We start from the raw sequence: 21726 nt of genomic DNA, 5'->3' as shown, positions 1-21726 counted from the left end.
TGCAAACTCCACCATAACGATGAACCCGGTGGCCACCAGCGACGCCGCATTCCGGGGTGGGGCATGCCCCACCCCGGAATACACCATCGCCTACACCGGAAATTACACCACGAGCGCGGACGCTAACGGTGTCGCAACATATTCTTTCCCTGGTCCTGCGATCTTACGGGGCGGAGGGCAGTGTCATGCCGTGGCGGCTGGCAAACGCTGTCCGCCCGGCCTCGTCGGCATAGACGGTAAGTCCTTCTTCCATCAAGGCCTTGACCTCCCGATAAAAACTGTTGGCGTCCACCAGCCAGCTGCGCGCCTCGCCAACTTGATGCCAGCTCAACACCCCCCGCGCCTCCATGTGCGCGGTGTAGAGCGCCCGCAGGGTCGCGCCGCCAGTGCGGTGATCGATCCGCCGCATCGGCAGCTCGCCGGGCTGGTGCGCGTTGAGGCTGAGGTGGTGCACCACGCCTGCGCGGTCGGTGCAGTCGACGGCAAACGGACCGTCCGGCGCGTACACCGGGAACGGAAAGGCCTCCCGGTCTTCGAGCACATGATAGAAGGTCACATTGCCGAGGTTGGTACCCAGGCCGAGCAACTGACTGGGCCGCGCGAGCATCCGTGCCATCGGCGTGTCGTCGCCAAAGTTGGTCCGGGCGAGATGATGCGCCTCGGTGAGCCAGGCCGCCTCCGGCCCGATAGCGGCGAAGCTGTGCGACGGGTGGACGCTGCGCACCGCCAGCGGGTGGCGACGGAACGCCTCCGGCAGTGCCCCGAGATTGGACGGAGTGGAGCGGACATCAAAAGCCCGACCCGACTTGAGCGTATTGTACATGGTGCCGTCGATGGAGAAGGTCGGCAGCATGACGGTGCCGCCATGAGCCTTGACGATGCCGTCGACCAGCGCCTCCACCACCGCCTCGGCACCACCCTCGACGTAGCCCAGGCTCTTCAGGGAGGAGTGGACGAGCACGACACCACCCTTGTGCAACGGCAGCGCCGCAATCGCCGCGGCAAGCTGCGTCTGTGACACCGCAACGCGTTCCGACTTGAGCTCGTGTTGACGCCGGCGACGCCGCATCGCCTCTACGGGCGGCAGCAGAATCTGCTTGAGAAGGCGCTTGAATGCCCCTGCCATGCTCATGACGCCCCCCTCTGGTCGCCGGTTGAGTGCCCCCGCTTAGCCTAACAATCATAAGGCCGGATTAACGCCATGCCCATAGGCCGCCGGGCGCAACGCCTCGATGTGGTGAATACCGGCACGTCCGGCTCGCCATGCGCAGCGGCGGCGCCTATATAGCAGGCATTCGTTGCAACTGTCCGGGTAATCCGATGAGCATTCGCCCCTGGCGCGACATCACGCGCCGCCGCTGTCGCCAGATCATGGTCGGCAAGGTGCCCGTTGGCGGTGACGCCCCGATCACCGTCCAGACCATGACCAACACGGTGACCTCGGACGCCGCCGCCACCATCGACCAGATCCGCCGCTGCGAGGATGCCGGCGCCGACATCATCCGCGTCTCCTGCCCCGACGAGGAGTCGACCGCGGCTTTCCGCCAGATCGCCCGCGCCGCCAGGGTGCCACTGGTCGCCGACATCCACTTCCACTACAAGCGCGCGCTGGAAGCCGCCGATGCCGGCGCCGCCTGCCTGCGCATCAACCCCGGCAACATCGGCGGGCCGGAGCGTGTGAAGGAAGTGGTGCGCGCCGCCCGCGCCAATGGCTGTTCCATGCGCATCGGCGTCAACGCCGGCAGCCTGGAGCGGCACCTGCTGGAAAAATATGGCGAGCCCTGCCCGGAAGCGATGGTGGAATCCGCGCTGGAGCACGCCAGGCTGCTGGAGGACGCCGACTTCCGCGAGTTCAAGATCTCGGTGAAGGCCTCCGACGTGTTCCTCGCCGTCGCCGCCTACCAGGGACTGGCGGACGCCTGCGACTACCCGCTGCACCTGGGCATCACCGAGGCCGGCAGCCTGATCGGCGGCACCGTCAAGTCGTCCATCGGCATGGGCATGCTGCTGTGGGGCGGCATTGGCGACACCATCCGCGTCTCGCTGTCGGCGCCGCCGGAGGAGGAAGTGCGCGTCGGCTTCGAGATGCTGAAGTCGCTGGGCATCCGCCACCGCGGCGTGCGCATCGTCTCCTGCCCGTCCTGCGCCCGCCAGGGCTACAACGTCATCAAGACGGTGGAGACGCTGGAGGCGAGGCTGGCGCACATCCACACGCCGCTGTCGCTGTCGATCATCGGCTGCGTCGTCAACGGCCCCGGTGAGGCGCGCGAGACCGACATCGGCGTCACCGGCGGCGGCGCCGGCAAGCATATGGTCTACCTCTCCGGCGTGACCGACCACCATATCGACGATGCGCAGATGGTCGATCACATCGTCGCGCTGGTGGAAGCCAAGGCGGCCGAGATCGAGGCCGCGGACGTCGGGACGGCCGCTGCGGCACCGGTTGCATGAAATAAAATTACTCAACTGGCGAGCCGGCTGAGAAGAACACATCACGCGCACCGAATCACGGGACGGAAAATTGCAGTCGCCGGACGACACCCCGATGGAGGATGCTTGCCAGTCGGTCGAGGCAGAAGTTTCTCTTCGGCCCGCAGAATGCGGCAGCACCCCGAGCGCGTCCAGAAAACTCCATATATTACCCATAGTTAACCATTACACCTGCTGCCACAGCAGGTAATATGCGGGGTCTTCCCGCCGGAAATGACAGGTTTGGACGCCGCACCGACGCTTGACCTCGGGGCGGAATGGGATATCGCAGCGGGTTCAGGCGTCCGGGGGCTGCGTGACCGCCAGCGGAGGTTTGGAGAGAGAGCGAGGTGCGATGCACGGTGGTATGCTGCCGGGCAGCGTACTTCAGTTGCGTCTGACGCCAGGAAGTTAAGGATTGGGCGGGATGGTGAATGTGAGCAAGCAGGGTCTGTACGACCCCCGGAACGAACACGATGCCTGCGGCGTCGGTTTCATTGCCAACATCAAGGGCGTGAAATCGAACGACATCGTGCGTCGTGGTCTGGAGATCCTGCTCAACATCGACCATCGCGGCGCCGTGGGCGCCGACCCGCTGATGGGCGACGGCGCCGGCATCCTGATCCAGATTCCCGACGCCCTGCTGCGTGACTGGGCCGACAAGGCCGGACTCAGCCTGCCGGCGCCCGGCGACTATGCCGTGGCGATGTGCTTCCTGCCGCAGGACGACGCCGCCCGCGAGGCCGCCGTCTGGCAGCTGGAGCGCTTCGTGCGCGTCGAGGGCCAGACGCTGATCGGCTGGCGCGACGTGCCGGTGAACACCGCCGGCCTCGGCAAGGCCGTGCTGGCGGAAATGCCGGTGATCCGCCAGGCCATCGTCGGCCGCGGCCCCAACACCCGCGACCAGGATGCCTTCGAGCGCAAGCTGCTGGCCATCCGCAAGCAGACCCAGAACCCGCTCGCCGAAATTGCCCGGAAGCAGAACCTGCCGGGCCTGAGCCAGTTCTACCTGCCGTCCTTCTCCAGCCGCACCATCGTCTACAAGGGGCTGCTGCTGGCGGGCCAGGTGGGCAGCTTCTACGAGGATCTCGCCAACCCGCTGACGACCTCGGCGCTGGCCATGGTCCACCAGCGGTTCTCGACCAACACCTTCCCGTCTTGGAAGCTGGCCCACCCGTACCGCTTCATCGCCCACAACGGCGAGATCAACACGGTGCGCGGCAACGTCAACTGGATGAACGCCCGCCGCCGCACGCTGGAATCCGACCTGCTGGGGCCGGACCTCGACAAGATGTGGCCGCTCATCCCGCACGGCCAGTCCGACACCGCCTGCCTCGACAATGCGCTGGAGCTGCTGGTGGCCGGTGGCTACCCGCTGGCGCAGGCGGTGATGATGCTGATTCCGGAGGCATGGGCCGGTAACCCGCTGATGGATGCCAAGCGCAAGGCCTTCTACGAGTATTTCGCCGCCCTGATGGAACCGTGGGACGGCCCGGCGGCCATCGCCTTCACCGACGGCCGGCAGATCGGCGCCACACTGGATCGCAACGGCCTGCGCCCGGCCCGCTTCCTGGTGACCGACGACGACCATGTCATCATGGCCTCCGAATCCGGCGTGCTGCCGGTGGCGGAAGAGAACATCGTCCGCAAGTGGCGCCTGCAGCCGGGCAAGATGCTGCTGATCGACCTTGAGCAGGGTCGCATCATCGAGGACGAGGAAATCAAGGCCAGCCTCGCCGAAGCCGAGCCTTACGAGGAATGGCTGAAGGACACCCAGTACAAGCTGGAGGAACTGCCCGACTCGCTGGAATCCAGTGGCGCGCCGGGCGATGAGAGCGTGTCGCTGCTCGATCGCCAGCAGGCCTTCGGCTATTCGCAAGAGGACATTGAGCGCTTTCTGACCCCGATGGCCGAGCAGGCCGACGACCCGATCGGCTCCATGGGCACCGATACGCCGATCGCCGTGCTGTCGAAGCGTTCCAAGCTGCTGTACGACTATTTCAAGCAGAACTTCGCCCAGGTCACCAACCCGCCGATCGACCCGATCCGCGAGGAACTGGTGATGTCGCTGGTGTCGATGATCGGCCCGCGGCCGAACCTGCTCGGCCATCATGCCGGCACCCACAAGCGGCTGGAAGTCTCGCAGCCGATCCTCACCAATGCCGACCTGGAGAAGATCCGCTCGGTGTCCGAGTTGCTCGACGGCGCCTTCCGCACCGTCACCATCGACATCACCTGGCCGGCCGGCGAGGGCGCCGAAGGCCTGGAGCGCGCGGTCAGCCGCATCTGCCATGAAGCAACCGACGCCGTGCTGGCGGACAACAACATCCTCATCCTGTCCGACCGCGCGGTATCGGCCGAGCGCATCGCCATTCCGGCCGCGCTGGCAACGGCGGCGGTGCACCACCATCTGGTCCGCCAGGGCCTGCGCATGCAGACCGGCCTGGTCATCGAGACCGGCGAGGCGCGCGAAGTGCATCACTTCTGCGTGCTGGCGGGCTACGGCGCGGAAGCGGTGAACCCTTATCTGGCGTTCGAGACCCTGGAGCAGATCCGTGTCCGCCAGAACCTGCCGCTCAAGCCCTATGAGGTGCAGAAAAACTACATCAAGGCGGTGGGCAAGGGCATCCTGAAGGTGATGTCCAAGATGGGCATCTCCACCTACCAGTCCTACTGCGGGGCGCAGATCTTCGACGCGGTTGGCCTGTCGTCGGCCTTCGTCCAGGCCTATTTCACCGGCACGGCGACCACTGTCGAGGGCATCGGCCTGCGCGAGGTGGCCGAAGAAACCGTGCGGCGGCACCGCGACGCCTTCGGCGACAACCCGATCTACCGCAACATGCTGGATGTCGGCGGTACCTACGCCTATCGCCTGCGCGGCGAGGACCATGCCTGGACGCCACAGACCATCGGCAAGCTGCAGCATGCGGTGCGCGGCAATGTCGCCAGCGACTACGCCGAGTTCGCTGCCGCCATCAACGAGCAGAGTGAGCGGCTGCTGACGCTGCGCGGTCTGATGACCTTCCGGTTCGCCGACACCCCGCTGCCGATCGAGGAGGTCGAGCCGGCCTCGGAAATCGTCAAGCGTTTTGCCACCGGCGCCATGAGCTTCGGCTCGATCAGCCGCGAGGCCCACACCACGCTGGCCATCGCCATGAACCGCATCGGCGGCCGGTCCAACACCGGCGAGGGCGGCGAGGAACCGGATCGCTTCAAGCCACTGCCCAACGGCGACTCGATGCGCTCGGCGATCAAGCAGGTCGCCTCGGGCCGCTTCGGCGTGACCGCGGAATATCTGGTCAACGCCGATGACATCCAGATCAAGATGGCCCAAGGCGCCAAGCCCGGCGAGGGCGGCCAGCTACCCGGTCACAAGGTGGACAAGAACATCGCCAAGGTCCGCCACTCGACGCCGGGCGTCGGCCTGATCTCGCCGCCGCCGCACCACGACATCTATTCGATCGAGGATCTGGCCCAGCTGATCCACGACCTGAAGAACGTCAACACCGGCGCCCGCATTTCGGTGAAACTGGTGTCGGAGGTCGGTGTCGGCACCGTCGCCGCCGGCGTCTCCAAGGCGCGTGCCGACCATGTGACCATCTCGGGCTTCGAGGGCGGCACCGGCGCCTCGCCGCTGACCTCGCTGACGCACGCCGGCAGCCCGTGGGAAATCGGTCTGGCAGAAACCCAGCAGACGCTGCTGCTCAACGGCCTGCGCGACCGCATCGCGGTGCAGGTGGACGGCGGCCTGCGCACCGGCCGCGACGTCGCCATCGGCGCGCTGCTGGGCGCCGACGAGTTCGGCTTCGCGACGGCGCCGCTGATCGCCGCCGGCTGCATCATGATGCGCAAGTGCCACCTCAACACCTGCCCGGTGGGCGTGGCGACGCAGGATCCGGTGCTGCGCAAACGCTTCACCGGTCAGCCCGAGCACGTCATCAACTATTTCTTCTTCGTCGCCGAGGAGCTGCGCCAGATCATGGCCAGGCTTGGCTTCCGCACGCTGAACGAGATGATCGGCCGGGTCGACAAGCTCGACATGCGCCAGGCGCTGGATCACTGGAAGGCGCGCGGCGTCGACCTGTCGAAGATCCTGCACCAGGTGCCGGTGGCGCCGGGCGGCAGCCTGCGCAACACCGCGACCCAGGACCACGGCCTCGACGCCGCCCTCGATCACGTGCTGATCGCGGCGGCCCGGCCGGCGCTGGAAGCCGGTACGCCGGTGCGCATCGAACAGCCGATCCGCAACATCAACCGCACCGCCGGCGCCATGCTGTCGGGCAAGGTCGCCCGTCGCCATGGCCATGCCGGCCTGCCCGACGGCACCATCTCGGTCCAGCTGACCGGCGTCGCCGGCCAGAGCTTCGGCGCCTTCCTCGCCCACGGCGTGACGCTGGATCTGGTGGGTGACGGCAACGACTATGTCGGCAAGGGCCTGTCGGGGGGGCGGGTGATTGTCCGGCCGCCGTCCAATGTCGACCGTGACCCGGCGGCCAACATCATTGTCGGCAATACCGTGCTCTACGGCGCCATCGCCGGCGAGGCCTATTTCGTCGGCGTGGCGGGCGAGCGCTTCGCCGTGCGCAACTCCGGCGCCATCGCGGTCGTCGAGGGCGTCGGCGACCATGGCTGCGAATACATGACCGGCGGCGTGGTCGTCGTACTGGGGATGACCGGGCGCAACTTCGCGGCCGGCATGTCGGGCGGCGTGGCCTACGTCTACGACGTCGACGGCCACTTCCGCGATCGCTGCAACATGGCGATGGTCGACATCGAGCCGCTCGCCGTCAGCGAGGCCGATGCCGACGCGCCGAACCGGCCGCAGCAGCGCGCCATCGACGTCCATGACTATGGCATGGGCGACATGCTGCGCCATGATGCCGAACGCCTGCGCATCCTGCTGGAACGCCACCACCTGTACAGCGGCAGTGCGCGCGCCAGGGCCCTGCTCGACGACTGGTCAGCCTCGCTGGGCAAGTTCGTCAAGGTGATGCCGAAGGACTATCGCCGCGCCCTGCGCGACCTCGAAGCGGAACGGCTGGCAGCTGCCGCCGTTGCCGCCGAATAACGACTTTAAAGGCTGGAGAAGCACCATGGGCAAGCCCACCGGCTTCCTTGAGATCGAGCGTCATGACCGCGGCTATGACAAGCCGGAAGAGCGGCTGAAGCACTATCGCGAGTTCATCAAGCCGCTGCCCGCAGCGGAACTGCGCGACCAGGCCGCGCGCTGCATGAACTGCGGCATCCCGTTCTGCCACAACGGTTGTCCGGTCAACAACCTGATCCCGGACTGGAATCACCTGGTCTATGCCGACGACTGGCGCACCGCGCTGGAAACACTGCATTCGACCAACAACTTCCCCGAGTTCACCGGCCGCGTCTGCCCGGCGCCCTGCGAGGCCTCCTGCACCCTGAACATCCAGGACAGCCCGGTCACCATCAAGACCATCGAATGCCAGATCGTTGACAAGGGCTGGGAAGAAGGCTGGATCACGCCGCAGCCGGCCGCGATCAAATCGGGCAAGAGCATCGCCGTGGTCGGGTCCGGCCCGGCTGGTCTGGCCTGCGCCCAGCAGTTGGCCCGTGCCGGTCACGCCGTGACGGTATTCGAGAAGAGCGACCGCGTCGGTGGCCTGCTGCGCTATGGCATCCCCGACTTCAAGCTCGACAAGCAGCTGATCAGCCGGCGTGCCCGCCAGATGGAAGCCGAAGGTGTCGAGTTCCGCGTCAATACCGAGGTCGGTGTCGTGGTGTCGGTCGACAGCCTGCGGGAAAACTACGACGCCGTGGTGCTCGCCGGCGGCGCCGAGCAGCCGCGCGACCTGGAAGTGCCCGGCCGCGACCTCGCCGGCATCCACTTCGCCATGGACTTCCTTACCCAGCAGAACAAGCGCGTCGCCGGCGACGACGAGGCCCGCGCCGCGCCCAACGGCACGCTGAGCGCCAAAGGCAAGCATGTGGTGGTGATCGGCGGTGGCGACACCGGCTCGGACTGCGTGGGCACCTCCAACCGCCAGGGCGCGGCGTCCATCACCCAGTTCGAGATCATGCCCAAGCCGCCGGTGAAGGAAGACAAGGCGATGAGCTGGCCGGACTGGCCGATGAAACTGCGCACGTCCTCATCTCACGAGGAAGGCTGCAATCGCGACTGGTCGGTACTGACCAAGCGGGCCGTCGGCAGCGACGGTCGCGTCGAGGCGCTGGAGTGCGTACGCGTCGAGTGGGTGAAGGGCGCCGACGGTCACCAGGAAATGCGCGAGGTCGCCGGCAGCGCGTTCCAGATCAAGGCTGATCTGGTGCTGCTCGCCATGGGCTTCACCGGGCCGCGCAAGCAGGGCCTGCTGCAGCAGGCCAATGTCGTGCTGGACGGTCGCGGCAACGTCAAGGCCGAGACCAGCGACTACAAGTCGAGCGTCGCCCGCATCTTCGCCTGTGGCGACATGCGGCGCGGCCAGTCGCTGGTGGTGTGGGCAATCCGCGAGGGTCGGCAGTGTGCCCGTGCGGTCGACGAATATCTGATGGGCAAGAGCCTGTTGCCGCGCTGATATCCTAACCGCAGCGCCGCTGACGACAGCCCCCGCCGGCCGCCGGTCGGCGGGGGCTTTTCATATGACGCACGCCCCAGCGCGGGCCGCGGCTGTATCGAGGTCGCAACATCCCGCACCCCACGGTGACAGTGGCGGGTTTCGCTACAACTTCCGGCTTTCCCTTCGCGCGCCAACTGCTATGTTGCGCCCTATAACAGGGGTCGACGGTGAAAGTTGTGCGGATATCTTGAACGGACCTATGGCCGCCTAGCCCATGACAATCCTCTTCATCCTGATTGCCGCGCTTTTCGCCGGTGCTGTGGGTCTGCGCGCCAGCGCGGTGGGACAGCGGTTTGGCCTTATCGACCATCCTGACCCGCATGGCGGCCGGAAGCGCCACGCCAGACCCACTCCGCTGGTGGGAGGCATCGCTATCCTTCCCCCCGCCCTGCTGATGTGCTTGTGGCTCAGTTTCGCATCCTATGGCCAGGGGCACGCCCAGTGGGCGGACATCGGCCTGATCGGCCTGTGCACCGCTATGCAGGCGGCTTTGGGCCTCGTCGACGACCGCATCGGCCTGCGCCCCCTTCAGCGACTGCTGATCTCCCTCGCAGTGTTCGCACTGACGCTGACCCTGGCGACCTCGCTGGAAGTCGTCATCCTGCGATTCACCAATGTGCTGCCCAGTCTGCACTGGGGCGAGCTGGCCGCGCCCTTTACCATTCTCTGCCTGGTGGGCCTGCTCAACGCCGTCAACATGGCGGATGGCAAGAATGGCCTGGTGATCGGCCTGTGCATGATCTGGACCTTCTGCCTGTGGATGCATGGCGACACCACGTTACAGCCGCTGTTCGCCACCCTGATGACGGCACTGGGCGTCGCTTTGCTGTTCAACTGGCGCGGTCGTTTCTTTCTCGGTGATGCCGGCAGCTATGGGTTGGCGACCCTCATCGGCCTGCTGGCGATCGAGGTCTACGCCAACGGCAGCGGCTCGTTGAAAGCTGGCCATATCGCGGTCTGGTTCGCCGTGCCCACGATCGATTGTCTGCGCCTGATGATCCGGCGATTGCGCGCGGGACGATCGCCGTTCTCGGGCGACCGTGAACATCTGCACCATCATCTGGGGCGGCTGCTCGGCTGGCCCCGCAGCGTGTTCGCCTATTGGGCGATGGTCGGCGTGCCGAGCGTCGCGGCCCTGATATTCCCGGTCTTCGATGTTCAGATCCTGCTGGCGCAGCTGGTGCTCTATGCGCTGGTCATCGTTATTGCCCAGCGAGCGGCCTCGGCACACGCTGCCTGAGCGGTTTCAGTACAGGAACATCGGCATGGCGTTGACGTCAGCGATCTTGGCGCGATAGTCGGCAGGGTCATACAGCCGGCCCACATCGAGCCTCTTGGTCCCCTGGTTGACCGTGTCGATGGGGACATGACCGTAGTTGCCGTCGCGCAGACAGACCAGCCGGTTGACCTCGCCGCGCGCGATCAGCTGTACCGCCAGCGTACCGAAGGCAAAGCCGACCATGCGATCCAGCGCGTCGGGCGCGCCGGCGCGCATCAGGTAGGCCAGTTCCTGCACCACCGTGCCGACGCCGCTGCGCGCCTCGATGGCCTGGGCAATCCGCTGGCCGACACTCAGTGACACCCGGCTGGTGGCCGACTTCGACAGATCGTCATCGACGATCTCTCCGGCGATCTGCGCCCCTTCCGACACCACCAGCATGGCATAGCTGCGCCGCGCGGCCTCGCGATCGGCGACAATCAGCGGAATCAGCCGGTCGAGATCGACCGGCGTCTCGGCGATGGCGATGCGGTCAGCCTGCGCCAGGAACCCCGACAACAGCGCTGTCTCGCCAGAACGCCGGCCAAACAGCTCGATGACACCGATCCGCTCATGGCTCGACGTGGTGGTGCGCAGCGCGTTGATGGCGTCGACCGAGCGGCTGACAGCCGTGGAAAAGCCGATGCAGTAATCGGTGCCAAAGACATCGTTGTCCATGGTCTTGGGGATCGAGATCACCGGCGTCCCGAGACTGGCGAGATGGGCCGAAAAACGCAGTGTGCCGTCGCCGCCCAGCGTGATCATGACATCGACACCCATGGCCGCGAGCACCGCGCGCACATGCGCCGTGCGGTCACCCCGGGGCGTCCGACGGGGGTCGGTGCGGGAGGTATGCAGAATGGTGCCGCCCTCACGGTCAATGCCGCGTACCACCGCAGGCGTGAGTTCCATGCTGCCGAGGGGCGCCGTCAGGTCGATGGCGCCGGGGTCTATCGCCAGTGGCCCCAACCAGCCGCGCAGGAAGCCGGTCACCGCCCAGCCGCGCTCGGCCGCGCCCTCGGCAATGGCCTTGATGCACGGGTTGAGGCCAGGCACGTCGCCGCCGCCGGTGAGGATGCCGATCCGCATGACTTTCCTTTCATTCACCCGAGGTCATCCCCTATGCCACGCCGGCGGGCGCCGCGCAAAACCGCCCCTCGCCAGCCAGATACATTTCACGTATGGCTCGCCGCCATGTCCTGGCAGACACGCCGATCCGAAGTGCGCCGACTGGTCAGCCTCGCCTGGCCGGTGATGCTGGCACATTTCCAGTGGCTGGCCCTCAACCTCATCGATACCGCCATGGTCGGACGCTTCTCGACCACGGAACTCGCCTATCTCGGTGCCGGCCGCATCCTGCACTGGACCGGCATCGTCGTCTGCATGGGGCTGATCTCGGGTGTCACCGTGCTGACCGCGCGCGCCGATGGTGCCGGCGACCACCACCGCTGCGGCGCCATCCTGCGCCAGGGCATAGCCTATGCCATCGCCATCGGTGGACTGGCCTTGAGCATCCTTTACCTGTCCGGGGCGACCATCCTGCGGCTGATCGATGTACCCGCGGACATGGTGGCGGGCGGCGCCGGCTTCATGCGTATCCTCGCCCTGGCTTATGTCCCCAATCTGGTGGCCATTGCGTGCCACTACTTTCTGGAGGGCATCAGCCGGCCGCGCCCGGTGATGGTCATCAGCCTGTCGACGCTGCCGCTCAACGCCGGTCTCAACTGGCTGTTCATCTACGGCAACGCCGGCCTGCCGGCGATGGGCGCCGACGGTGCGGCGCTCGGCACCCTGCTGTCTGTTGTCGTCGGCGCGATCGCGGTCGTCGCCTACATCTGGACCATGCCGGACCGCCGTCGCTACGGGATCGGCGCCTCCTGGCGAGGCGCCTGGCGCGACGGCGTCGAACTGCGGCGCTTCGGCCTGGTGCCGGGACTTGCATCCGCCTTCGAGCTGGGCGGCTTCTCCATTGTCATGGCCATCGGCGCCGCACTGGGCGCGGTCCCCGCCGCCGCGTTCCAGGCGGTGATCTCGCTGCACATGGCGAGCATGGTGTTCATGGCGGGGCTGGCCTCGGCGGCGGCCGTCCGCGTCGGTAACGCCATCGGCGCGGGTGAGGCCAGCGCGGTCGCCCGGCGAGGCTGGCTGGCCGCCGGCATGGCGGCCGCCAGCATCCTCGCCATCGCCGCCTGCTACCTCGCCATGCCGCGCGTCGTGCTGGCGCCGTTCACCGCCGACCCGGCCCTGCTGGTACTGGCGGTCGACATGCTGGTGCTGCTGGCGCCATTCCTGGTGTTCGACGGCGCCCAGGCCGTGCTGCTCTACGCCCTGCGCGCCGCCGGTGATCAGGTGGTGGCCGGCGTCATCCAGACCTTTGCCTTCTTTGTGGTGATGTGCGGCATCGCCTTCGCGCTGGTCCACCATACCGACGTCGGCGCGCTGGCCCTGCCGCTGTCGCTGGGGCTGGGCGCACTGGTCGCCTTCGTGTTGATGGCGGCGCGCTTCCTGATGGTCGCGCGCCACCCGCCAGCCCTGCGGAAACGCCGTGCCTAAACCAGCGTCACGCTGTTGAAGGTCTCGCCCGTGGCGACCTGCACCGGCCGGCCGATCACTGGCCGGTCGACCATCGCCGCCGCCTGGGCCGGGTCGCTGACCAGGCCGAGGAAGCGCTCGCCGGTGGGCAGCCGGCCGATCACGGGTGCCGACGCCGGCGCGCCGCGATTATAGACAACCGTGAAGGTCTCGATGGTGCCAACGCCCGTCGGCGCGGCGTTGAGCGGCGGCGACTCCATGGCATCGATGCGCGTCTGGTAGCTCTTGGGGTCGACGCGCGCGAAGGGGGCTGGTGTCGGCGTGGTGCTGTAGACGCCGAAGCTGTGCTTGGTGAGGTACATGCCGTTGGCGGTCACCAGACCGAAAGCGCCGGCCTGGCGGCGCAGGCGGGCCACCATCTCCGCGATCGAGTGGGTGACGTAATTGTTCCCCGGGCCGCCGAAATAGGGCAGGCCGCCGGTGACCGTGAGCCCGCGCGGATCGGCGTGGGCCAGGCCGATGGCGTCGGCCGCCACCTCCACCGCCACCGGGAAGCAGGAGTAGATGTCGACCAGCGCCATGTCGGCGATGCCCCTGCCGGCCTGGCCGAGCGCCTCGGCGGCACCAATGGCGATGGCCGGCGAGCTGTAATAGTTCACCCGCTCCGAGACGTACCACTTCTCGGTGGTGTCGGCGGCGCCATGCAGGTAGCAGCGGCGATCCCGCGGCACGCCCAGCCGGTCGGCGGCAGCGGTGGACATCACCCACACGGCGGCCGCCTGGTCGACGAACATGTTGGCGTTGAAATATTTGGTGTAGGGGTAGGCGATGTAGCGGTTGTCGTCGCTGGGCTCGCACAGTTCAGCCGCCGTGCGCGGGCTCGCCAGCGCCGACCAGGGGTTGCCGGCGGCGACCTCGGTGAACGGTTGCATCAGCGCCCCCAGCGCCTGCCGGTGACGCACCGGGTCGCGGCCATAGTGGTGGCCGAGCGCGTTCTCGAACAGCGGATAGACGGACGTCGGCATGATCATCTGGTGCGCCATCTCGGCCCGGCTGACGCCGGGGCGGTCGTCACCGATCACTTCCGGCGCCGGCCCGCCCGGGTCCTCGCTCCAGTCCGGCACGATGCCGGTCTTCTGTACCCGCGCCGCGGTACGCAGCGCCTCGACGCCGGCCAGCAGACAGATTTCCGCCTCGCCGCGGGCGATCGCCTCGCAGTACATGTTGATGAACCACTGCGGCGTGTTGCCACCGGCATGCGGGTAGGTCAGGCGCGCCGGGCTGGCGCCCAGCCGGTTGGCCAGCGAGCGCGGCAGGTTGGTATAGCCCCAGAACGGCGGCTTGAAGACCGGCGCGGAGTCCGGGAAGGTGCGAATCACCGTCAGCCAGTCGAGACCCGCCAGCGCGCCGGCGGCAGCCCCGCTGTCGGCCCCGCTGTCGGCCAGCGCGTCGCGGGCGACCTTCTCCAGCATGGCAAGCGGGGTCAGCGCCGCATCGGGCTCGCTGACCCGGTCGCCGTACTGGGCGACGCCGACAATCACGGGTGTTCGCGGATCGATAAGTGTCATGACAGGCCTCCCCAGGCGATGAACAGTCGTCGTAAATTCTTCTCTGATGGGTTGACCTAAGCGTGTCATGCGCCGCAGATCAACGGCCAATCCGACCACCTGTTGAAAAGGATTCCCCCCATGGACGCGGCATCGTTTCGCCAAGCCTATATCGACGGCCGCTGGGTCGACGGCACCCGGCACTTCCCGGTCACCAATCCGGCCACCGGCGCCGTGCTCACCGAAGTCCCCGACCTTGGCGCCGACGAGACCCGTGCCGCGATCGATGCCGCCCAGGCCGCCTTCCCCGGCTGGGCCGCCCGCACCGCCAAGGACCGCTCGGTGATCCTGCGCCGCTGGTTCGACCTGATGATCGCCAACGCCGACGCACTGGCGGCGCTGATGACCGCCGAACAGGGCAAACCGCTGGCCGAGGCGCGCGGCGAGGTGGTCTATGGCGCCTCGTTCATCGAATGGTTCGCCGAGGAAGCCAAGCGCGCCTATGGCGAGACCATCCCCACGACGGTCGGTACCAAGCGCTACCTGACCATCCGCCAGCCGGTCGGCGTGGTGGCGGCGATCACGCCGTGGAACTTCCCCATCGCCATGATCACCCGCAAGGCGGGCCCGGCGCTGGCCGCCGGCTGCACCGTGGTCATCAAGCCGCCGGCGGAGACGCCGCTGTGCGCGCTGGCGCTGGCCCGGCTGGGCGAGCAGGCCGGCCTGCCGGCCGGCGTGCTGAACGTGGTCACCACCACCAATTCGCGTGCCGTCGGCGGCGAGCTGTGTGCCAGCCCGCATGTCAAGGCGCTGTCGTTCACCGGCTCGACCGAGGTCGGCAAGATTCTCTACCGCCAGTGCGCTGACACCGTGAAGAAGCTGGGCCTGGAACTGGGCGGCAACGCGCCGCTGATCGTGTTCGACGACGCCGACCTCGACCAGGCGGTGGAAGGCGCGCTGGCCTCGAAGTACCGCAACGCCGGCCAGACCTGTGTCTGCGCCAACCGCTTCCTGGTGCAGGCGGGCATCCACGACGCCTTCGCCGCCAGGCTGGCCGAGAAGGTCAAGGCGATGAAGGTCGGCCCCGGCGACCAGCCGGGGGTCGCGGTCGGCCCGCTGATCAACGCCGAGGCCATCGACAAGGTGGACGGCATGGTCGCCGAGGCGGTGGCGGCGGGCGCCACCGTCGTCACCGGCGGCAAGCGCGCGGCGCTGGGTGGCCTGTTCTACGAGCCCACCGTGCTCGCCAACGTCACGCCGGCGATGACCGTGGTGACCGAGGAGATCTTCGGCCCGGTGGCGCCGCTGGTGCGCTTCGACACCGAGGCGGACGCCATCCGGCTGGCCAACGCCACCCAGTATGGCCTGGCCGCCTATGTTTTCACCCGCGACATCTCCCGCGTCATCCGCGTCTCGGAGGCGCTGGAATACGGCATGGTCGCGGTCAACGAGGGCATTCTCTCGACCGAGGTGGCGCCGTTCGGCGGTGTCAAGGAGTCCGGCCTCGGCCGCGAGGGCGGCCAGGAAGGTCTGCACGAGTATCTGGAGACGAAATACATCTGCCTGGGCGGCATCGACCGCTGAGCCGCGCCTGACACGCCGGGGTCAGGCGGGAAACAGATCCCACCGCTGGATGGCAAGGTGACAGACGTCACCGTCATCCAGCGGCCCTAGCGTCTCCACCTCGACGGTCGCGCCGCTGTCCCCCAGCGACAGCAGAATGCGATGGCGCGCGCCCAGCCGCCGATGACTGCGCCGCACCGCCGGAATGGCGCCCGCGCCGACATCGGTGATCACGAAGTCATGCGGCCGCGCATAGAGAATGGCCGGTCCGTCGCCATGCCCGTCCGCCGGACCGAGATCGACGCCCGCGAAAAAGACACGGCCATGGCGGACGGTCACCTCCAGCCGGTTGGCCTCGCCGATGAAATCGGCGACGAACGCGCTGGCCGGGTGGTCGTAGATTTCCGCCGGTTCCCCCACCTGCTCGATGCGACCGTGGTTCATGACCACCACGCGATCGGCCAGTTCCAGCGCCTCCTCCTGATCGTGCGTGACGAAGACCGAGGTGACGCCGGTTTCATCATGAATCTGCCGGAGCCAGCGCCGCAGATCCTTGCGCACCTTGGCATCCAGCGCGCCGAACGGCTCGTCCAGCAGCAGCACGCGCGGTCCCACCGCCAGCGCGCGCGCCAGCGCCACCCGCTGGCGCTGACCGCCGGAAAGTTGCGACGGATAGCGCCCGCCCAGATGTTCCAGCTGAATCAGACCCAGCAAATCCCGCACCCGCGCGGCGATCGCCTCGGGGGACGGACGTTCCACCGGCTTCTTCACCTTGAGACCGAAGGCGATGTTCTCGGCGACCGTCATGTGCCGGAACAGCGCGTAATGCTGGAACACGAAGCCGACCCGGCGTTCGGCGGCCCGGGCGTTGGTGACATCGACATGATCGAACAGCACCGCCCCGGCGTCGGGAAATTCCAGCCCGGCCATGACGCGCAGCAGGGTTGTCTTGCCGGAACCCGACGGCCCGAGCAGGGCAAGAAATTCACCGGGCCGTGCGTCGAGTGAAACATCGTCCAGCGCCGTGAACGCGCCAAAGCGCTTGGTGATATGATGAACGGAGACAGTCATGACGTATGGTCCTCGGGATCAATGACCGGCGACGGCCTTGCGGCCGAAACGCCATTCCAGCAGGCTCTTGGCGACAAGCGTGACAAGAGCCAGCAACGCCAGCAGCGACGCCACCGCGAAGGCGGCGATGAAATTATATTCGTTGTAGAGAATCTCGACGTGCAGCGGCATGGTGTTGGTGAGGCCGCGAATATGGCCGGACACCACCGATACCGCGCCGAACTCGCCCATGGCGCGGGCATTGCACAGCAACACGCCATACAGCAGGCCCCAGCGGATATTGGGCAACGTCACCCGCCAGAAGGTCTGCCAGCCCGAGGCCCCCAGCGACAGGGCGGCCTCTTCCTCGTCGTTGCCCTGTTCCTGCATCAGCGGAATGAGTTCGCGGGCGACGAAGGGAAAGGTGACGAAGATTGTCGCCAGCACGATGCCGGGCACCGCGAAGACGATCTGGATGTCGTGCTCGTCCAGCCATGGTCCGAACCAGCCATGCGCGCCGAACAGCAGCACATAGATGAGACCGGCGATGACCGGCGACACTGAGAACGGCAGATCGATCAGCGTGATGAGCAGGCTCTTGCCGGGAAATTCGAACCGCGCGATGGCCCAGGCGGCGCAAACGCCGAACACGATGTTGAACGGCACCGCGATGGCGGCGGCCAGCAGCGTCAGGCGAATGGCCGCCAGCGCGTCGGGCTCGATGATGGCCGCCTGATAACCCTGCCAACCCTCGCGTAGCGCCTCGCTGAAAACGGCGAACAAGGGCAGCAGCAGGTTGAAGGACAGGAAGGCAAGCGCGATGCCAATGAGCAGACGTCGCACCAGCCGGGATTCGGTGGTAGAGGATGACATCGGAGGAGCTCCCGTTCAGGCCATGCGACGCCTGCTCCACGCCTGGAGCAGGTTGATGGCGAACAGCAGGGCGAACGAGGCGACCAGCATGACGACGGCGATCGCCGTGGCCCCCTCGTAATTATACTGTTCAAGCTGAATGACGATGAGCAGCGGCGCGATCTCGGACTCCAGTGGCATGTTGCCGGCGATGAAAATGACCGAGCCATACTCGCCAACCGCCCGCGCGAAGGCGAGCGCGAAGCCCGTCAGCAGGGCCGGCAGAATGGCCGGGAAAATGACCTTGCCGAACGTCTGCCAGCGACTGGCGCCGAGACTGGCGGCGGCCTCCTCGACGTCCGCTCCAAGATCCTGCAGCACCGGCTCCACCGTGCGGACCACGAACGGCAGCCCGATGAAAACCAGTGCCACCACCACGCCCAGCGGTGTGAACGCGACCTGCACGCCCCACGGCTCCAGATACTGGCCGATCAGGCCATTGCCGGCGTAGAGCGCGGTCAGGGCAATGCCGGCGACGGCCGTCGGCAGGGCAAAGGGCAGATCGACCAGCGCGCTGACCACGCGCTTGCCCGCGAACTCGTAACGTACCAGCACCCAGGCCGTAGTGAGCCCGAAAACCAGGTTGATCGATGCCGCCAGCAACGATGCCCCGAACGACAATCGATACGCGGCCCAGGCCCGGCGGGAGAAAGCAACGTCGGCGAACGCTTCCCAGCCCATGCCGGCGCTTTTCAGGAACACCGCGGAAAGCGGAATGAGAACAACCAGCCCGAGCACCAGCAGCGTGTAGCCGAGTGTGATCCCGAAGCCCGGAATGATGGAGCGTCGACGCGCAAGGATCGTCATGGCTTCTCCAGTACAGATCAGGATGGCAGTGATCCGCCCGCGCAGGCCAACGACCGTCGGGTGGATCACCGCGGATCGCGCGAATTACCAGTCCAGGTGCAGGCGCGCGGCAAAGGCGTCGCCGCTGGTCCTGGTGCCCACGGGGTCAAGCGGCGTGTGGGTGCCGCTGAAATGCACCCAGTTGAACATCGCCTTGAAGTTGGTGTTGAAGTACCAGTTGAGGCCCAACGTGTAGGTTTCCGCCTTGTTGCCGGCGTTGGCGACCACCGGCGTGTCGGAGACGTCGAACCAGTCGTACCGGGCCACCAGCTCGAACGCGCCCCAGTTTCCCGCTGACGGGTCGAACGGTGCGAAGGGCTTCAGACGATCAAAATTGCCTTTGTTGAACGCGCGGCTCTCGCCGGTCAGGAACCAGCTGCCATAGACATAAAGGCCGTCAAAGCTGACGTCCTCGAAGCCGGTGGCGCGGTCCACCTCCAGGTGGCCGTATTCGCCGGTGAGCGAGAACGGACCGGCGATGGCCGTCGCCTCCAGGCCGCCGTAGTAGAGATTGTTCACACGGGTGATGGTGCCGGTATCGATGATACGCCCGCCATCGACGCGGACATTGGGCCGCTCACGCAGCCGCAGGGTGCCGGCGGCGGCCGTGTTGTCAGCCTTCACGTCATTGCGCCAGAAACCGGAGGCGCCGACATGTAGATTGAAGGCGTCGGACACAACCGGTTCCCAGGTCGCGCGCGCGTTCAGGCCCCAGCTTTCGTCGGGCGCGGCCTCGCTGCGGGTCGAGCTTTCATTGTCGCCGAACAGGCCGAAGGCGACCGTGAATGCCTCGTCGACATACTGGGCTGACGCGCCCAGCCGCCGCTCGGCGCCCGCCTCGCCGATGGCGTTGGTGAAGATGGAGCGTTCGATAAAGCTGTTGTAGTTGTCGGAATTGTTCGATTCCAGGCCGAACGGGGCCTTGTGCTGGCCCAGTGTGAACGCCCATTTTTTCACGCCGTTATACTGGATATAGGCGTCCTGGATGGCCACGGCGTTGCCGGCGAAATCCGTCTCGATGCGCCAGCCCCAGTTCTTGAACGCCGTACCTTCGAAGCCCAGTCGCGCACGTCGGAACGCCGTGCCGTTGTTGAAGTCATACCCACCTTTGCCGCCATTGAAAGCGACATAATCGGCGTCGACGACACCACGGACCTTGAAGGTGAAGTTGCCATTGACGTCGGCGAACGTCGGTACGACGCCGGGCTGTGCCGACTTCGCCGCCCGCACCTCGACCTTCTCGATGCGCCCCGTCTGGAACTCCACCTGGTCGGCCAGTTCCTGGGTCCGCGTCTCGATCGCCTGTGATTTCTGGCCCAGTTCGTCGGTGAGCGCCTTGTTCTGGCCCTCCAGCGTGACGACTTTCTGCTCCAGCGCGTTCAGGCGTTCCAGCAATTTAGCGTAGTCACCCTTGCTCTGGGCGTTGGCGGTCACAGGCGTGAGCGCCGATGCCAGCAAGGCAAGCGTCAACACTTGGCGCGCACGCGGCGACGCCGGAAAATTCCTCGACATCATTTTCACTCCCTTGAGATTCTATCACCAAGCGTCCGTCGCTCAGCGCTTGGCGTCATCGAAGATCTGGTCGAACAGGCCACCATCGTTGAAATGGGTCGCCTGCGCCTTCTTCCAGCCACCGAACTCATTGATGGTGAGCAGCTTCACCTTCGGAAAGAAGGACTCATACTTTGTCGCCACCTCGGGCAGACGCGGGCGATAATAATGCCTGGCGACCAGGTCCTGCGCCGCCGGGGTGTAGAGATAGTCGAGATAGGCCTGCGCCACCGGGCGAGTGCCCTTCTTGTCGACCACCTTGTCGACCAAGGCGACCGGCGGTTCGGCGAGAATCGACAGCGACGGCACGACGATCTGCACCTTGCCCTCGCCCAGCTCCTTCACCGCCAGATAGGCCTCGTTTTCCCACGCCAGCAGCACGTCCCCGACGCCGCGCTGGACGAAGGTGGTGGTGGAGCCACGGGCGCCGGAATCCAGCACCGGCACATTGCGGTACAGCGCGGTGACGAAGTCCTGCGCTTTCTTCGGGCTGTTGCCATAGGCCTTCAGCGCATAGCCCCAGGCGGCGAGATAGTTCCAGCGGGCGCCGCCCGAGGTCTTCGGGTTGGGCGTGATGACCTTGATGCCCGGCTTCACCAGATCATCCCAGTCCTTGATACCCTTGGGGTTGCCCTTGCGGACCAGGAAAACGATGGTCGAGTAATAAGGCGCGGAATTATAGGCCAGCCGCTTCTGCCAGTCGCCTGGCAGCGCCTTCGACCGGCTGGCGATCTGGTCGATGTCGCTTGCCAGTGCCAGCGTCACCACGTCGGCCTGCAGACCGTCGATGACAGCGCGAGCCTGCTTGCCCGAACCGCCGTGCGATGCCTTGATGACCACGTCGTCGCCGGTCTTGCCCTTCCAGTAGCGGGCGAAGGCGGCGTTGTAGTCACGATAGAGTTCGCGCGTCGGATCGTAGGATACGTTGAGCAGTTCCTGGGTCTTGGCGTGTGCGGGCGCCACGACCGGCGCCACGAGTGCCAGCCCGAGCCCCAGGATGACAGCAGACGAGAGGATGGTTCTCATGATCGGTCCCTCCTTGGTGATGAGGCCACGATCATAAACACTATTTAATCGGTCGACATAGTAGGATTAAATTTGCCGTTGCCATAGCTGGACTTTACACGCCGGCAACGAGTCGACGGTGTAACAAACCATCAATCCCGCTTAACCGACGCTAAAATGCTGCTAGGTTAGTGAGATACTATGCTCAGGGGTTCATTCACGCTGGAACAGTGGCTTTACGGTCGCGACGACACCGTGGCACCGCCGCCGGTGGACGCAGTTAGCGTCCGCGCTCGTGGTGTAATTTCCGGTGTAGGCGATGGTGTATTCCGGGGTGGGGCATGCCCCACCCCGGAATGCGGCGTCGCTGGTGGCCACCGGGTTCATCGTTATGGTGGAGTTTGCA

The 21726-nt window shown here is 66.4% G+C and carries 15 protein-coding genes; 6 read left to right on the top strand and 9 right to left on the bottom strand.

The genetic code is table 11. From position 1 onward, the window contains the following. Positions 1–163 precede the first annotated feature (163 nt). Positions 164–1132, bottom strand: coding sequence for an AAC(3) family N-acetyltransferase (locus ABU113_RS16165; protein ID WP_454560511.1), 969 nt, complete (start codon positions 1130–1132; stop codon positions 164–166). A 188-nt stretch (positions 1133–1320) separates the two neighbouring features. Between ABU113_RS16165 and ispG the strand changes: the two genes are divergently transcribed. The 4 genes from ispG (at position 1321) to ABU113_RS16145 (ending at position 10296) form a co-directional block, all read left to right on the top strand. Beyond that, positions 1321–2451, top strand: a complete 1131-nt coding sequence (gene ispG / locus ABU113_RS16160) for a flavodoxin-dependent (E)-4-hydroxy-3-methylbut-2-enyl-diphosphate synthase (RefSeq protein ID WP_454560510.1) — start codon at positions 1321–1323, stop codon at positions 2449–2451. Positions 2452–2905: 454 nt separating this feature from the next. Further along, positions 2906–7537 (top strand): glutamate synthase large subunit, encoded by a 4632-nt coding sequence (gene gltB, locus ABU113_RS16155; RefSeq protein ID WP_454560509.1) that lies wholly within the window; start codon positions 2906–2908, stop codon positions 7535–7537. A gap of 25 nt (positions 7538–7562) precedes the next feature. Then, a complete protein-coding gene (locus tag ABU113_RS16150; protein ID WP_454560508.1) occupies positions 7563–9014 on the top strand; it encodes a glutamate synthase subunit beta in 1452 nt (483 codons plus the stop codon). 256 nt (positions 9015–9270) lie between these two features. Next, positions 9271–10296, top strand: coding sequence for a glycosyltransferase family 4 protein (locus ABU113_RS16145; protein WP_454560507.1), 1026 nt, complete (start codon positions 9271–9273; stop codon positions 10294–10296). A 6-nt stretch (positions 10297–10302) separates the two neighbouring features. Here the strand turns inward: ABU113_RS16145 and ABU113_RS16140 are convergent, their stop codons facing one another. Beyond that, entirely contained in the window at positions 10303–11403 is a 1101-nt protein-coding gene (locus tag ABU113_RS16140) for a 6-phosphofructokinase (protein WP_454560506.1), read from the bottom strand. A gap of 105 nt (positions 11404–11508) precedes the next feature. Between ABU113_RS16140 and ABU113_RS16135 the strand changes: the two genes are divergently transcribed. After that, the gene (locus ABU113_RS16135; RefSeq protein ID WP_454560505.1) at positions 11509–12867 is read left to right on the top strand and encodes an MATE family efflux transporter; all 1359 of its coding nucleotides are present in this window, start codon (positions 11509–11511) and stop codon (positions 12865–12867) included. On the opposite strand, the gene ABU113_RS16130 is transcribed toward ABU113_RS16135, so the two are convergent. Then, a complete protein-coding gene (locus tag ABU113_RS16130; protein ID WP_454560504.1) occupies positions 12864–14414 on the bottom strand; it encodes an acetyl-CoA acetyltransferase in 1551 nt (516 codons plus the stop codon). The two genes, ABU113_RS16135 and ABU113_RS16130, sit on opposite strands and share 4 nt — an antisense overlap. Before the next feature lie 120 nt (positions 14415–14534). Here ABU113_RS16130 and ABU113_RS16125 point away from each other — a divergent pair, with 120 nt between their 5' ends. Continuing rightward, entirely contained in the window at positions 14535–15977 is a 1443-nt protein-coding gene (locus tag ABU113_RS16125) for an NAD-dependent succinate-semialdehyde dehydrogenase (RefSeq protein ID WP_454560503.1), read from the top strand. A 21-nt stretch (positions 15978–15998) separates the two neighbouring features. On the opposite strand, the gene ABU113_RS16120 is transcribed toward ABU113_RS16125, so the two are convergent. From ABU113_RS16120 to ABU113_RS16095, 6 genes are all read right to left on the bottom strand, one after another. Continuing rightward, a complete protein-coding gene (locus ABU113_RS16120; RefSeq protein ID WP_454560502.1) occupies positions 15999–17027 on the bottom strand; it encodes a sulfate/molybdate ABC transporter ATP-binding protein in 1029 nt (342 codons plus the stop codon). Positions 17028–17045: 18 nt separating this feature from the next. Beyond that, the gene (cysW, locus tag ABU113_RS16115) at positions 17046–17879 is read right to left on the bottom strand and encodes a sulfate ABC transporter permease subunit CysW (RefSeq protein WP_454560501.1); all 834 of its coding nucleotides are present in this window, start codon (positions 17877–17879) and stop codon (positions 17046–17048) included. 15 nt (positions 17880–17894) lie between these two features. Next, entirely contained in the window at positions 17895–18725 is an 831-nt protein-coding gene (cysT, locus tag ABU113_RS16110) for a sulfate ABC transporter permease subunit CysT (protein ID WP_454560500.1), read from the bottom strand. Between the two features lie 84 nt (positions 18726–18809). Then, complete coding sequence (locus ABU113_RS16105; protein WP_454560499.1) at positions 18810–20198, bottom strand: porin; 1389 nt, start codon at positions 20196–20198, stop codon at positions 18810–18812. A gap of 120 nt (positions 20199–20318) precedes the next feature. Then, positions 20319–21341 carry a sulfate ABC transporter substrate-binding protein gene (locus tag ABU113_RS16100; RefSeq protein WP_454560498.1) on the bottom strand — a complete coding sequence of 341 codons (1023 nt, stop codon included), beginning with the start codon at positions 21339–21341 and terminating at the stop codon, positions 20319–20321. 192 nt (positions 21342–21533) lie between these two features. Then, a partial coding sequence (locus ABU113_RS16095) for a hypothetical protein (RefSeq protein WP_454560497.1) occupies positions 21534–21726 on the bottom strand: 193 nt, incomplete at its 5' end.

Origin of the sequence: Parapedomonas caeni (assembly GCF_041060555.1) — a bacterium.
Taxonomy (GTDB): domain Bacteria; phylum Pseudomonadota; class Alphaproteobacteria; order Sphingomonadales; family Sphingomonadaceae; genus CAUJIW01.
The sequence above is the reverse complement of the archived record's forward strand: the minus strand, read 5'-3'. Positions and strand labels throughout refer to the sequence as shown.